Origin of the sequence: Caulobacter sp. BK020, from assembly GCF_004342605.1 — a bacterium.
Taxonomy (GTDB): domain Bacteria; phylum Pseudomonadota; class Alphaproteobacteria; order Caulobacterales; family Caulobacteraceae; genus Caulobacter.
Window position 1 is genome coordinate 163,048 of sequence record NZ_SLZL01000006.1, and the last position, 14,255, is coordinate 177,302.

General features: G+C 69.8%; 9 protein-coding genes. 3 read left to right on the top strand and 6 right to left on the bottom strand.

The window, feature by feature from the left end; genetic code table 11:
- Window position 1: 1 nt before the first annotated feature.
- The 3 genes from EV278_RS09555 to EV278_RS09565 all read right to left on the bottom strand — a co-directional run bounded on the left by EV278_RS09555 (window position 2) and on the right by EV278_RS09565 (window position 7,394).
- Window positions 2–1,258 (bottom strand): hydrolase, encoded by a 1,257-nt coding sequence (locus EV278_RS09555; RefSeq protein WP_132089928.1) that lies wholly within the window; start codon window positions 1,256–1,258, stop codon window positions 2–4.
- 203 nt (window positions 1,259–1,461) lie between these two features.
- Window positions 1,462–5,637: a translocation/assembly module TamB domain-containing protein gene (locus EV278_RS09560; RefSeq protein ID WP_132089931.1), complete on the bottom strand. Its 4,176-nt coding sequence runs from the start codon at window positions 5,635–5,637 to the stop codon at window positions 1,462–1,464.
- On the bottom strand, window positions 5,634–7,394 hold the full coding sequence (locus tag EV278_RS09565; RefSeq protein WP_243692143.1) for an autotransporter assembly complex family protein: 1,761 nt from the start codon (window positions 7,392–7,394) through the stop codon (window positions 5,634–5,636). The genes EV278_RS09560 and EV278_RS09565 overlap by 4 nt, the downstream gene beginning before the upstream one ends.
- A gap of 282 nt (window positions 7,395–7,676) precedes the next feature.
- Between EV278_RS09565 and EV278_RS09570 the strand changes: the two genes are divergently transcribed.
- Genes EV278_RS09570 through EV278_RS09580 form a run of 3 tightly spaced genes read left to right on the top strand, consistent with a single transcriptional unit; the run spans window position 7,677 to window position 11,185 of the window.
- Window positions 7,677–9,239, top strand: a complete 1,563-nt coding sequence (locus EV278_RS09570; RefSeq protein ID WP_132089936.1) for a circularly permuted type 2 ATP-grasp protein — start codon at window positions 7,677–7,679, stop codon at window positions 9,237–9,239.
- Window positions 9,236–10,171, top strand: a complete 936-nt coding sequence (locus EV278_RS09575) for an alpha-E domain-containing protein (protein WP_132089939.1) — start codon at window positions 9,236–9,238, stop codon at window positions 10,169–10,171. The genes EV278_RS09570 and EV278_RS09575 overlap by 4 nt, the downstream gene beginning before the upstream one ends.
- A gap of 24 nt (window positions 10,172–10,195) precedes the next feature.
- On the top strand, window positions 10,196–11,185 hold the full coding sequence (locus EV278_RS09580) for a transglutaminase family protein (RefSeq protein WP_132089941.1): 990 nt from the start codon (window positions 10,196–10,198) through the stop codon (window positions 11,183–11,185).
- Between the two features lie 12 nt (window positions 11,186–11,197).
- Here EV278_RS09580 and EV278_RS09585 read toward each other — a convergent pair whose 3' ends face one another.
- Genes EV278_RS09585 through cysT form a run of 3 tightly spaced genes read right to left on the bottom strand, consistent with a single transcriptional unit; the run spans window position 11,198 to window position 13,968 of the window.
- The gene (locus EV278_RS09585; protein WP_132089944.1) at window positions 11,198–12,217 is read right to left on the bottom strand and encodes a sulfate/molybdate ABC transporter ATP-binding protein; all 1,020 of its coding nucleotides are present in this window, start codon (window positions 12,215–12,217) and stop codon (window positions 11,198–11,200) included.
- A gap of 24 nt (window positions 12,218–12,241) precedes the next feature.
- Window positions 12,242–13,105, bottom strand: a complete 864-nt coding sequence (gene cysW, locus EV278_RS09590; RefSeq protein ID WP_132089947.1) for a sulfate ABC transporter permease subunit CysW — start codon at window positions 13,103–13,105, stop codon at window positions 12,242–12,244.
- Window positions 13,102–13,968: a sulfate ABC transporter permease subunit CysT gene (cysT, locus tag EV278_RS09595; RefSeq protein WP_132090208.1), complete on the bottom strand. Its 867-nt coding sequence runs from the start codon at window positions 13,966–13,968 to the stop codon at window positions 13,102–13,104. The genes cysW and cysT overlap by 4 nt, the downstream gene beginning before the upstream one ends.
- Between the last annotated feature and the right edge of the window lie 287 nt (window positions 13,969–14,255).

Genomic DNA, 14,255 nt, shown 5'->3' on the forward strand with positions numbered 1-14,255 from the left:
CTCAACGGGTCTCCGCGGGGTCGGTCATGGCGGCGCGTAGGGCGGGACCGTCGATCTCGCCGCTGGCCAGCTTCATCAGGATCAGAGCCGACAGCTGGGCGCGCTCCACGAAGCTGTCGGGCCAGGCGTGCTCGGCCTCGCTGTGAATATCGCCGCCGCGCACGCCCAGGGTGTCGACATTGGGCAAGCCCGAGGCGAACAGGTTGTTGCCCTCGCAGACCCCGCCGGACGGCTTCCAGGCGATGTCCTGGCCCAGCAGGGCGCCGACGTCCCTGATCGTTCCGAACAGCCGCTGCTGGGCGGCGTTGAACGGCTTGGCGCCGCGGGTGATCCGGCCGTGCAGGTGGGCGTGCAGGCCCTCCCCGGTGGAACCGACGATCCTGTCGACCTCGCCCTCGAACCAGGCCGCGTCCTCGGCGGCCGGGAAGCGGACGTTGAACCGGACCACGGCCACGTCGGGCACCATGTTCAGCGGCGAGCCGCCGTCGATCTTGGCGATGTTGCAGGTCACGCCGTCGCGCAGGCCGTTCAGCGCGTGCAGCGCCTGGGCGATGCGGGCGGCTTCCATCACAGCGTTGCGGCCGGCGGCGAAGTCGCGCCCGGCGTGGGCCGCCTTGCCATGGACCACGATGTGGAAATTGCCCGAACCCTTGCGGGCGCTGGCCAGGGCTCCGTCGACCAGGGCCGGCTCGTAGGTCAGGCCCACATGCCCCAGCCGCGCGAACTGGGCCAGGATCGGCGCCGAGGCCACCGAGCCGATCTCCTCGTCCGGCGACAGCAGCACGCGATAGCCGACCTTCTGCGCCAGCGGATGACGCTCGAAGGCCTCCAGCGCCGCCAGCATGACCGAGATCCCGCCCTTCATGTCGGCGATCCCCGGACCATGCAGGGCGCCGTCCGGACGCGTCGTGACGGTCTGGAAGCCGGAGATCTCCGGATAGACGGTGTCGTAATGGCCGGTCAGCACCACCTGCACCGGCGCTTCGGGCCGCACGACCACGGCGATGGCCGCCGGATGCGCCTGCTCGCCGATCCGCCCGTCGACCCCGACCTCGGGCGAGGCGCCCAGCGGGATGTCGGTCGGCGCGGCCGGCAGATTTCCGAAGGCGTCGAGCAAAACCTGCCGTTGGCGCTCGAGGCCGGCCAGATGCCGGCTTCCCGAGTTGATGGCGCACCAGGCGACCGCTCGATCGATGATCAGCGGACCTTGGCCGGCCAGATGTCGCAGAACGGCGCGATCCTCGTCGTTGAGTCGCATGAATCCACTGTCTCCCTCAGTTCAAACTAAACCAAGGGCCGCGGGCAATTCGTGCTTCCTCGAACAAGGAAACCGGTCGCCCGCGCAACAGCCTTGCTCCGAACAAGGCCCGACCCTGGTCATGGCCGGGGTCGGCGTTCGGATCGGTCACTGCATGCCTCCACCGGCTTGCCGGGCAAACAGCCCGGACGGGCGGAGGCGGGTTAGTTGTAGTCCTTTCTCCAGCGGACCGAAAGCTGGGCGTCGCCCTGGCTGCCGATCTTGGACACCAGCGACAGGGCTCTGCGCACGCGCCACTCGACCTGGGCCGAGGTCCCTTCCCGGCCGCCGCCGATGATCTCGACATAGACGTCGTCGGTCACGTACTTGCCGCCGGACACGGTCATGCCCGTGGCGCTCTCGGCGAACGACAGGCGGTCCAGCCCCGCCAGGCTGCGCAGGTTGCCGATCACGTCGAAGCCGCCGCCGCCAGCCAGGGCCGCCAGGGCCGAGGCCAGCTGCGCCGCCTCGATGGGGGTCAGGTTGGCGGCCGACGAACCGAACAGCACCTGCGACAGCACCTCGTCCTGCGGCAGCTCGGGCTTGGAGGTCAGGGTGATCTCCGGCTTGGCGGCAGTGCCCTGCACCCTGACCACGGCGGTCAGGGCCGGGTCCTCGCGGGTGGCGGTCAGGTCCAGCCGGATGCGGTCCAACTGGGTGGCCAAGCGGACCGTGCCGTTCTGGTCGAACTCGAAGCGCTTGCCGGCGAAGTCGTACTCGCCGCGCACCATCCGCGCCTCGCCGTCCAGGATCGGGCTGTTGGTCGAGCCGCCGACATGGGCGTTCAACGACAGCTCCACGTCCAGCCCCCGGCCACGCACGAAGATCCGCCGCGGCGCGGTCAGGGTGACGTCCAATAGCATGCCGCTGCCCGGCACGACCTTCCGGGCCTCGACGCCCTGGTCCATCTCGTCCGGACGATTGCGTTCGACCACATCCATCGAGACCACCCCGGCCGGGGTCTTGGTCTGGGCCGAGACGTCGGCGCGGTCGATGACCAGGGCGCCGACCATCTTCACCTTGCCGTCGGCGCCGCGATTGACCGTGGTCTGGCCGCTGGCCGTGGCCGAGGCCAGTTCGTTGTCGATGACCCGGAAGCCCTTCAGGTCCAGCTTGAAGCTGCCCAGGCCGCCACGCGCCAGGCTGATGCGGCCCGACCCAGCCATGGTTCCGCCCTGACCGTCGCCCGCCGAGACCTGGCTGACGTCGATGGCGTTGTCGGCCAGGGCGACGCGCACGATGACGTCGCGCAGGCTCAGGCCGGTCTGGCCGTCGTCGACCCGGCCGCCCTCCAGGCTGGCGCGGCCGGTCAGGCGCGGATCGGCCAAGGTGCCGGCCAGTTCGCCCTCGGCGTCGACCTTGCCCGACACGCTCCGCTCGGAACTGCCCAGCAGGTCCCACAGCGGCTTGATCTCACCCTGGGCCGCGAACTGGCCGCGCACCGCGCGCTGGCGGTTGATCGCCAAGTGGAACGGCTTGGCCGAGGCCTCGGTCGGCAGGACCACCTCGGCCTTGGCCTGCAGGCCCTGGCTGGTCGTGCTGGTGGCGTTGATGGTCATGGTGTTGTCGCGTAGCACGCCGCGGATCTCGGCGTTCAGGGCGCGGTCGGTGCGGGGACCGCGCTCGCGGGCCCCGATCAGGTTGGCGTCGAACTCGCCGGTCAGGGTCGGGCCCGAACCGCTGAGCGTCACGTGGGCGTCGATCTTACCGGCCATGTCGGGATTGATCGCGGTGAGGCTGACGCCGATCAGCTGGGCGCGCAGCGTGGCCAGGTCGCCGCCGACGTCGGCGTCGAGATCGGCGGCGCCGTCGCCGACCGACAGCCGCAGACGAGCGTTGGTCCGCGGACCGCCGAACCGGATCTGAGCGGCCTCGCGGGTCTTGATCTCGGTGCGCGCCATGGCGCCGGCGGCGTCGAGGGCCAGCAGATATTCCGGACCGGACTGGGTCAGCACGCCCGAGCCGTTCAGCTTCCAGCGTCCGGACGGGGCCTCGCCCCGCGCGTCGATGATTAGAGGCAAGCGCGCCATCGGACCGGCCGCCTTGATCCCCGCATGTCGGACTTTCCACGCCCCGCCGACGATGTCGTCGGCGGCCAGGTCAAGGTGGGCCACAGGTCCGGCCGCACTGTCGGTCACCTTGGCCGTGCCGGCGACCCGGCCCTGGGTCAGGAAGGCGCCGGGCCCGACGGCCACCACCAGGTCGGCCGTGGCCGGGCGGCCGCTGCGCAGCGACACCGCGCCCTTGGCCTTGGCGCCGCCGGCGTCGACGTCCAGGTCGGTCAGCTCCAGCCCGCCCGGGGCGAAGCTGAACGCCGCATGCCCCTTGGCCGGCCCGTACTGGCTGCCGGCCAGGATCGACGCCGTCCCGTCGCCGCCATTGGGGCGTTTGGCGAACGACAGGACCACATGGGCGTCCTTCAGCGGCAGGCGCGGCACGTCGATGGAGTCGAAGTCGGCGATCAGGTCGGCCTTGGGCGCCGCCAGGGTTCCGGTCACCGACCCCGTGCCCTTGGCCTTGCCGGCGACCTCGATCGGCCCGGCGACGAAAGGCCCGCTGGCCGTCCAATCCAGCTTGAAGCCCAGAGCGGTTCCGGGACCGAGCACGCCGGAGGCGCGGACCGAGGCGGCGGTCCCGTCCAGTTTGGCGTCGGCCACCGACAGCCGGTCCTTGGCCCAGGAAGCCCGGGCGTTCAGCCGCGGGGTCTTGCCCAGCAGGCGGTCCAGCTCGGGCAGGCCGGTGGCGAAGGCGCCGCCGCGCGCATCGACCGTCAGCAGCCACGGCTTGCCGACGCCTTGGCTGGCCGACCATTTCGCGGTCGCCTGGCCCTTCATGCCGGGGCGAACCGGGGACAGGGAGCCGACCTTGGCCTCGCCCTTGAACGACAGACCGCCCAGGATGCCGCGTTCGCCCTCGGCGACGACGGTCAGGTTGGGGGCCTGGACCTTGGCCGAACGGATCAGGAAGCGGCCGTCCTTCAGCCGCGTCGCCTCGAACTGGGCCGATGGAGAGCGGCCCAGCACGGCCAGCAGCCCCTGCCCGCCGCCGCCTTCCGTCGTGGCCTGGCCCTTGAGGCTCAGCTCGCCGCGCTTCCAGCCGACGCTGACCGGCCCCCTGGCCCGCGCCAGGCGGTAGCCGAGCAGGGACAGGTGCCGGACATCGACCCGGCCGTCGATCAGCAGGCCGTCACCGGTCAGGTGAACAACGCCCTCCGCGACGCCGGCGCCCATGGTCGGCAGGGGCGTCACGCGGGACAGGTTCCCGACCTTGGCGCTGAAGGCCAGGCCGGCCGGCGCGGTGATCCGCTTGCCCAGGTCGGCCGGGCCGTGAGCGACCACGCTCAGGTTCTGGCTGTCGACCTTCAGGTCCAGGTCGCTGAACGCCCCGTTCTTGCGCCCGACGATCGAGAAGCGGGCGTCGGCCCCGAACATCTTTTCCTCGCGGTCGGTCAGGGTCGAGGCGGCCAAGTCGACATGGCCCGTCGCCGACCCGCCCTGCGGCGTCCACGCGCCGCCGGCCTTCAGCGGCGTGGTGTCACCCGACCGCGCCAGCAGGGTGAACGCGCCCTGGCTCATGGTGCCGTGGGCCTTGGCGTTCAGGTCGAAGGGCCGGTCGGGCGACAGCCCCATGGCCCCGGCCAGGGCCCCGCCGTTGGCTTCCTGGGCTTCGGCGTCGAGCAGCAGCGTCTTGTCGCGCCCCAGGTCGAAGACCAGCTTAAGGTGATCGCCGACGTGCAGGCGGCTGAGGGCTTTCAGGGCGCCCTTCTGGCCGCCCAATCGCTCGGACTCGTAGTCGCCGCTCAGGTCGAAGTCGCCCGCCTGACGGCTGAACTCCGGCCGGGTGATCAGGCGCAAGGCCACGCGGTCCAGGTCCACCGACAGGGGCGCGACGCTGGACTTGCCCGCGGGGGTCAGAGTCGGGCGGCGCAGGACCACGACCTGGCGGGCGGTGATCTCGTCGGCATGGAACCGGCGGTAGAACAGCTCGGCCGGTCGCCAATCGACATAGAGGTCGGCGGCCTCGAGCCAGACACCCTTCTCGTCGCTGATCGTCAGGCGGCGCACCCCAAACGCGTCCCAGATGTCGCCTGTCAGGCCCTCGATCTTCAGCCGGCCGATACGACCCAGCTTCAGCCCGCTGGTGCGCGCCTCCAGGAAGGCGCGGCCCTGAGGCGTTATCGCGCCGAAGCGCACGCCGCCCAGCAGCACCGCGACCAGCACCACCAGGCTGACCGAAATGATGATGACCAGGCCCGGCCAGCCGATCTTGCGCGCGACCTTGGTCGCGGCCTCGGCGACGGCGTCCGGTTCCCCTCCAGGCGGTGGCGCTGCGTCGGTCAAAAGGCCTGCCCGATGCTGATATAGACCTGGAACGCCGGGTCGCCCGATCGCCGGCTGACCGGCATGGCGATGTCGGCCCGGATCGGCCCGAAGCCAAGGTCGTAGCGAACGCCGACGCCCACGCCGACCCCGAAATCGTCGCCGTTGGGCCACTTGTCGACCCCGACGGCGCCGGCGTCGATGAAGGCCACCGCCCCCCAGGTGTTGGTGAACTTGTGGCGCAGCTCGAGCGAGCTTTCCAGCACCGACAGGCCGCCCTGCGGCGTGGTGGTGTTGCCGATCCGCGGCCCGATGGCCTGGTAGGAAAAGCCCCGCACCGATCCGCCGCCGCCGGCGTAGAAGCGCTTGGAGGCCGGCACCTCCGGCATGGTGCCGCCCAGGATCTGCCCCGCCTTTATCCGGCCGGCCAGCACGGTGCGCGCGCCCTCGCCGAACGGCAGATAGGCCGTGCTCTGGGCCTGGACCTTCGTGAAGGCCATGGTCAGGTCGCCAGTGATCGCAGTGGGTTCGGCCCGCACGTCCAGGCGCCATCCCCTGGTGGGATCCAGCACGCTGTCGGACCGGTCCCAGGCCTGCGCCCCCAGCAGGGTGAAGGTGGCGAAGTTCTGCCGGACGTCGGTGGTCACGCCGTTGGTGGTGGTCGGCGAATCGATCTGCGAGACGTCCAGCGACACGCCGTAGGTGCGGTAGATGGTGGGCTGCAGGCGACGGGTCAGGTCCGCGCCGACATGGGCGCCGGTTTCGGTATAGGCGTCGGTATTGTCGCGGAAGATGGCGGTGTTCAGCTTCAGGGTCTGCTGGCTGCGTCGCCAGTGCGGCAGGGCCAGTTCGGCCTCCAGGCGGCTGTCCAGCTTGGCCAGCCGCGCCGTCAGCGTGGTGGTGTCGGCCCGGTGAAGGCGGTTGTAGCGGATCCACTTGGCGTCCACGCCCGGCCCGTCGGTGCTCGAATAGCTGGCGCCCAGCTCGATCGTCTTGGCCTTGCGGTCGGCCAGGGTGACGATCACGGGGCGCAGACCGTCGGACATCGCCTTGTCCTTGGGGGCCAGCGACACCGAAACCGTGTCGTAGACTCCGGTGTCGCGCAGCCGTCGCTCCAGCTCGGCGATGTCGTCGGGCTCGTAGATGTCGCCCGACTTCCAGGGCGCCAGGTGCTGCACCCAGGCGGGCTTGGAGCGCCCTTGGGTGATGACCTGGATGCCGTCGACATGGGTCAGGTCGCCGGCCGCGATGTGGAACGTCGGACGCACGGTGTGGTCGGCGTGATCGACCACGACTTCCCGCGGCTCGGCCTCGGCGTCGGCATAGCCCAGCTGCTGCACCTGGGCCACCACGCGCCCCTCGGCCGCCAGAACATCGGCCGCGCGTCCCGGAGCGCCCGGAGTCAGGCGGATGACGCTCTGCGCCCGCTGGGCGACGCCTTCGTCCGGCGGCGTTCCGCTCCAGGCCAGCCGGGGGTCGGCGATCACGAAGACCGGTCCCGGCGTGATCTTGAGGATGGCCCGGGGCGGATCGGCCTCGGACACGTCGGGTTCGACGACATAGCCGTAATAGCCTTCCGAGCGCAGCACGGCGACCGCCTCGTCACCGGCGTCGCGGGCCCGGCGACGGGCCTCCGAACGACTGCGCGCCGGTTGCTTGGCCTCGGTCATGGCGCGCTGGATCGCCTCGCGCAGCGCGCGGTCCTCGACCCCGGTGACGGTCGCCGCAGGCTCGGCCGCACTGGCATGGCTGGCGACCACCAGGGTCGCCGCGGTCATGCCAAGGGCTAGTCTCTTACGCACCAAGCCTTCCGATTCCCGCGCGGAGCGCCCCCGAACCCCTGTAATCGCCCCCCCGCCGGCTGTCACGCGGGGAAATTTCCGAAACGCTACAGGTGGTGGCTTCCCGGATCACCAGAACGGCGCCCAAATGTTGGGCAGTCCAGGGCTTCGAATGCTCGCGAGGCGAAAAGCGCCGCTTGCGAACCTCGCGCGTTCTAGGCTGGATCAGGACGCGCCGCCTCAATGCGGCGCGTAGGGGTGGATAAGGTGGACACGGGCGTGGCGGCGAAAATCCAGGACATCGACGATACTCCCACCTTGCCGATGACCGGGGCGGCCTACCTGCCCGGCGCGGCCTATGACGAGATGATCGCCCACGGCGGAGACGTGCGGGCCCACTACGCGGCCTTGCAGAGCCGGATCTCCACCCTGGGCGCCGGCGAGCTGGCCGACCGCCAGCGGATGCTGGAGCGCTCGTTCCTGTTGCAGGGCATCACCTTCACCGTCTACGGGGCCGACAGCGCCACCGAGCGGATCATCCCCACCGACCTTTTCCCCCGCATCCTGCCGGCCCAGGAATGGGCCAAGATCGAGGCTGGCCTGACCCAGCGCCTTCAGGCGCTGAACATGTTCCTGGCCGACATCTATGGCGAGCAGCAGATCCTGATGGACGGGGTCGTGCCGCGCGAGCTGGTGCTGGGCGCGCCCTCGTACCGTCGCGAGATGCAGAACCTCTACGTGCCGCACAAGGCCTACGCCAATGTCTGCGGCAGCGACCTGATCCGCGGCCAGGACGGCGAGTTCGCCGTGCTGGAGGACAATCTGCGCGTGCCGTCGGGCGTGTCCTACATGCTGGCCAATCGCGACGCCTCCAAGCGGACCTTCCCCGGCGCCTATCGCGAGGCCGGGGTGAGGCCGGTCGAGCGCTATCCCGACCTGCTGTTGGCCACGCTGAAGAGCATGAGCGCCGATTGGCGGCCGAACCCTCAGGTCGTGGTGCTGACTCCCGGGGTCTACAACTCGGCCTATTACGAGCACGCCTATCTGGCGCGGCTGATGGGCGTGCCGCTGGTCGAGGGCCGCGACCTCGTGGTCCATGACAACATGGTCTACATGCGCACCACCACCGGCCTGCGGCGGGTGGACGTGATCTACCGCCGGGTGGACGACGACTTCATCGACCCCCTCACCTTCCGGCGCGATTCGTCGCTGGGCGCGGCGGGCCTGTTCAACGCCTACCGGGCCGGCAACGTGGTGATCTGCAACGCGCCGGGCACCGGCGTGGCCGACGACAAGGCGGTCTACGCCTTCGTGCCCGACATCATCCGCTACTATCTCGGCGAGGACGCCATCCTGCCAAACATCGAGACGTTCCTGTGCCGCGAGCCGGCCCAGCTGGGACACGTCCTCGACAACCTTGACAAGCTGGTGGTCAAGGCGGTGGGCGCCTCGGGCGGCTACGGCATGCTGGTAGGCCCCCACGCCTCGGCCCGGGAGCGCTCGGAATTCGCTGACGCCCTGAAGGCCGATCCGGCCAACTATATCGCCCAGCCGACCATCCAGCTGTCGACCGCGCCCTGCCTCGTGGACGGCCGCATCGAGCCGCGCCACGTCGACCTGAGGCCGTTCATCCTGTCGGGCGAGAAGACCGTGGTCACCCCCGGCGCCCTGACCCGCGTGGCGCTGAAGCGCGGCTCGCTGGTGGTCAATTCCAGCCAGGGCGGCGGCTCGAAGGACACCTGGGTGCTGGCCGAGGAGAACGGCCACAACGGCCATGGCCATGGGGGCAACGGCCACGGCGCCGACAAGGCCTCCGCCTCCAGCAAGGAGTCGCTCGCATGATGCTGGCCCGCGTCGCCGACAGCCTCTACTGGCTGGGCCGCTACATCGAGCGGGCCGAGCACCTGTCGCGCCTGTCGACGGTGATGCTCAACGCCACCCTCGACCAGACCGACACCGGGGCCGAGGCCGTACGCATCGCCCTGTCGGCGGTCGGCGAGACCGACCTGACCGCCGGCGCCTTCGAGGCGGCCAAGGGCCTGGTCCTGGACCGGACGGATCCCAACTCGGTGGTCTCCTCCCTGGCCCGGGCCCGGGAGAACGCCCGCCAGGTCCGCGACCAGATCACCACCGAGACCTGGGAGCGGCTGAACCTGCTCTATCTGAAGGTCATGGACCGCAACGCCGGCCGCGAGTTCGCCGACAATTCGGTGACCTTCCTGCACGACATCATCGCCGACGTGCACCTGTTCAAGGGCGCGGCCGACACCACCATGAGCCATGGCGAAAGCTGGCGGTTCATGATGGTGGGCATGTATCTCGAGCGGGCCCAGTTGATCGCCGGCCTGCTGGAGGCCTGCTTCGCCGAGGGCAGTCCCAGGGTCAACGACCACCTGGCCCTGGTCAGCCTGCTGCGGATGGGCTGCGCGCTAGAGCCCTATCTGCGGGTCTACACCGCCGAGATCGAGCCGCGGCACATCCTGGAGTTCATGGTCTTCGACGAGGACTTCCCGCGCTCGATCCGCTTCGCCACCAGCCAGATCGAAAAGCACCTCAGCGAACTGGCCCGGCATGTCGAGGCCACCGGGCGCGCCGCCCCCGAACGGCTGGCCGGCCGGCTGAAGGCCCGGCTGGAGTTCGCCGACGTCGGCGAGCTGGAAACCCAGGGCGCGGGCGAGCTCCTGACCACCGTCGCCAACGAATGCGCCCGCATCCACCAGGCGATCTATGAGACTTTCGTCGCCTACCCCCTGGAAATGCGCCTACCCGCCTAGAATGCCTGCTTAGGAATACCGCCCGTGCTGCTCGAGATCCGCCACGTCACCCAGTACCATTACGAGCGGCCCGTCCGCGAAAGCCTGATGGAGCTGTGGATGCAGCCCCAGAAAGGGGCGCGCCAGCGGCTGGTCAGCTTCGAGCTGGACATCGAGCCGGCGGCCCAGGTGTTCTCCTATGCCGACAGCTTCGGCAACGCCGTCTACCATTTCGACGTGCCCCAGCCGCACGACGGCCTGACGATCATCGCCCGCTCGGCGGTCGAGACCGAGCCGGTCCACGAATGGCCCGTGCCGCTGGACATGGGCGAGTGGGAGCGGCTGAAAAGCGCCTTCGTCAAGGGCGAGTGCTTCGACTACCTGCAGCCGCACGGCTTCGTCCACGTGACGCCGGCCCTGGAAACCTTCATCGCTGAGCACGACCTGGACGCCCTGCGCCGCCGCGATCCGTTCTCGGCGGTCCAGGCCCTGTGCGATACGATCTATAAGGCCTTCGAGTACCAGCCCGGCGTCACCGACGCCGATAGCCCGATCGACTTGGCGCTGAGCGCTGGCCGCGGGGTCTGCCAGGACTTCGCCCACATCATGTTGGCCGTCTGTCGCGCCTGGGGCATCCCGGCCCGCTACGTCTCCGGCTACCTGTTCACCGACCGCGAGGCCGGCGACCGCTCCGACCCCGACGCCACCCACGCCTGGGTCGAGGTGTTCCTGCCCAGCTATCGCTGGGTCGGCTTCGACCCGACCAACAATGTGATGACCGGAGAGCGCCACGTGGCCGTGGCCGTGGGCCGTGACTATGGCGACGTCACGCCGTCGCGCGGCGTCTACAAGGGCGATTCCGAGAGCCACCTGGCGGTCGGCGTCTCGGTGCGGCGGGCCCGGGCGGCGGTGGCCGAGCCGGAATTCCTGCGCCTGCCCCGTCCCTCCGCCCCGTTCGGTTCGGCCAACCGCCGCCGGGCCAGCGCCGACGCCATCCGCGAACAGCAGCAGCGCCAGCAGCAGCAGCAGCAGTAGGGGCTCGCCTACCTAAGCCGCGAAGACGTGCGCGCGGCGGGCCGAGAGCCGGATATCGCTGCTGAACTTGGCGGCTTCGTCGCGGGCGGCGCAGATCTCGATCCGGCGGCCGTCGGGCAAGCTGGCGTCGACATTGGCCAGCGGCCCCTGGATCACCACGCGCTCGACCTTGGCCGCGAAGCCCTCGGCGTCCAACACCAGATCATGCGGCCGCACGAAGGCTAGGGCCGCGCCGCCGGCGGCGTCCGGGGCCGGCAGAATCACGGGGCCGGAAGTGAAGCGTCCGCCCGACACCGTCCCCTCGAAGCGGTTGGCCTCGCCCACGAACCCGCAGACGAACGGCGTGGCCGGGTTGTCGTGCACCTCGTGCGGCGTGCCGATCTGCTCGATGCGGCCGGCGTTGAGGATCGCCACCCGGTCGGCCAGCTCCAGCGCCTCCTCCTGGTCGTGGGTCACGAAGATCGTGGTGACGCCGGTGGCGTCGTGCACCCGGCGCAGCTCCTTGCGCAGCGACTTGCGAACCGTAGCGTCCAGGGCGCCGAACGGTTCGTCCAGCAGCAGGACGCTGGGCTGCACGGCCAAGGCGCGCGACAGGGCCACGCGCTGGCGCTGGCCGCCCGACAGCTGCGACGGATAGCGCTTGCCCAGGCCCTCCAACTCGACCAGCTTCAGCAGCTCGTCGACCCGACGGGCGATCTCGGCCTTGGGCGGCTTGTCCTTGCCTTTGCGGACGTCCAGGCCGAAGGCGATGTTGCGCGCCACGGTCATGTGCTTGAACAGCGCGTACTGCTGGAAGACGAAGCCCACGCGGCGGGCTGCGGCCGAGGCGAAGGTCACGTCCTGGCCCTCGAACAGCACCTGGCCCGCATCGGGGAACTCCAGGCCGGCGATGGTGCGCAGCAGGGTGGTCTTGCCCGAGCCCGACGGCCCCAGCAGCGCCACGAGTTCGCCGTCGGCGATCTCCAGATTGACGCTGTTCAGGGCCGGATAGCGCCCGAACTTCTTTTCGACGGAACGGATGGAAATGGTCATGGGAGCGTCTTCGTTCCGGTCAATCTAGTGGCCGCCGCCGCGCTTGACGTCGGGCTGGGCGATCTCGAGCACGCTCTTAAGCACCAGGGTCACGATCGCCAGCAGGCACAGCAGGGCGGCGACGGCGAAGGCGGAAACGAAATCATACTCGTTGTAGAGGATTTCGACGTGCAGCGGCATGGTGTTGGTCAGGCCGCGGATATGGCCGCTGACCACCGAGACGGCGCCGAACTCGCCCATGGCCCGGGCGTTGCACAGCAGGACGCCGTACAGCAGCCCCCAGCGCACGTTGGGCGCGGTCACCCGCCAGAAGGTGTAGAGGCCCGAGGCGCCCATCGAGACGGCGGCCTCCTCTTCCGACACGCCCTGCTCCTGCATCAGCGGGATCAGTTCGCGGGCGATGAACGGGAAGGTCACGAAGATCGTCGCCAGCACGATGCCCGGTACGGCGAAGATGATCTTGATGTCGTGGTCGATCAGGTGCTCGCCGAACCAGCCCTGCAGGCCGAAGACCAGCACGTAGATCAGGCCGGCCACCACCGGCGACACCGAGAACGGCAGGTCGATCAGGGTGATCAGCAGCGGCTTGCCCGGAAAGTCGTGCTTGGCGATCGCCCAGGCGGCGCACAGGCCGAACAGGGCGTTGAACGGCACGGCGATCCCGGCGGTGATCAGGGTCAGCTTGATCGCCGCCCAGGCGTCAGGCGTGGCGACGGCGTCCAGCGCCGGCCCCAGGCCCTTGCGCAGGGCCTCGGCGAACACCGCCACGAGGGGCAGGATCAGGACCAGACCCAGGAAGGCCAGGACCAGGCCGATGATCACGATCTTGGCCCACAGCGGATCATCGGTCGGATGGCGGAAGTCCGCCTTGGTCGCGACAGCCATCAGACGAACCTCCGCGACCAGGCCTGGATGGCGTTGATGACCAGCAGCATCAGGAACGAGACGCCCAGCATGACCAGGGCGATGCCCGCGGCGTTGGCGTATTCGAACTGCTCCAGCTGGATGATGATCAGCAGGGGCGCGATCTCGGACTTGTAGGGCATGTTGCCGGCGATGAAGATCACCGAGCCATACTCCCCCACCCCTCGGGCGAAGGCCAGGGCGAAGCCGGTCAGCCAGGCGGGGCCGAGGGCCGGCAGGATGATCCGGGCGATGGTGGCGAAACGGCCCGCGCCCAGGCTGGCCGCGGCTTCTTCAACATCCTCGGAGAGGTCGCGCATCACCGGCTCCAGGGTGCGGACCACGAACGGCAGGCCGATGAAGATCAGGGCGATGGTGACGCCGACGGGATTGTAGGCGGCCTTGATTCCCAGCGGGGTCAGGTACTGCCCGACCCAGCCGTTGGGCGCGTACAGCGTCGCCAGGGCGATGCCGGCCACGGCGGTCGGCAGGGCGAACGGCAGGTCGACAAGGGCGTTGACCACCGCCTTGCCGGGGAACTGGTAGCGGACCAGGGCCCAGGTGGTCAGCACCCCGAACACGCCGTTGATCACCGCCGCCACGAAGGCCGCGCCGAAGGTCAGGCGATAGGCCGCGACGGCGCGTTCCGAAAAGGCGGCGGCCAGGAACTGGGCCGGCGACTGGCTGAAGGCCTTGATCGCCACGGCCGACAGCGGGATCAGCACGATCAGCGACAGGATGGTCAGGGTCACGCCCAGGGTCAGGCCGAAACCCGGAATGGCCGAGCGCCGGCGAAACAGCGGGCGGCGCGGAGCGCGGGGCGGCGCGGAGATCGTCTCGGCGGTCATCGGGTGATCGTCGTCCAGCATCCGCGTCGGGCCCCGGAAGGAGCCATGAAAACAGGAACGCGCCAAGCCGCGAAATGGGCAAGGTGCGGTGAAGTTGGAGCGGCTTAAATCCCTACACGGCCAGTCGGGTCAATTGAGTTCATCGAACGGGGCGGACAGAAAAACTGTGGGGGCAAGGTCGGGACCCACGCCACTTGCCCCCTACGGATCGCTTCGCGATCGTCTTCCCCATGCCGCCCCTCCCCCTGCGGGGGAGGCGATCGCGCAGCGATCGGTGGGGGGAGTTT

Excerpts from the sequence above, each read along its gene's own strand:
- EV278_RS09555 (WP_132089928.1), bottom strand. The coding sequence starts at position 1,258 with ATGCGACTCAACGACGAGGATCGCGCCGTTCTGCGACATCTGGCCGGC.
- EV278_RS09565 (WP_243692143.1), bottom strand. The coding sequence starts at position 7,394 with ATGACCGCGGCGACCCTGGTGGTCGCCAGCCATGCCAGTGCGGCCGAG.
- EV278_RS09575 (WP_132089939.1), top strand. The coding sequence starts at position 9,236 with ATGATGCTGGCCCGCGTCGCCGACAGCCTCTACTGGCTGGGCCGCTAC.
- EV278_RS09585 (WP_132089944.1), bottom strand. The coding sequence starts at position 12,217 with ATGACCATTTCCATCCGTTCCGTCGAAAAGAAGTTCGGGCGCTATCCG.
- cysT (WP_132090208.1), bottom strand. The coding sequence starts at position 13,968 with ATGACCGCCGAGACGATCTCCGCGCCGCCCCGCGCTCCGCGCCGCCCG.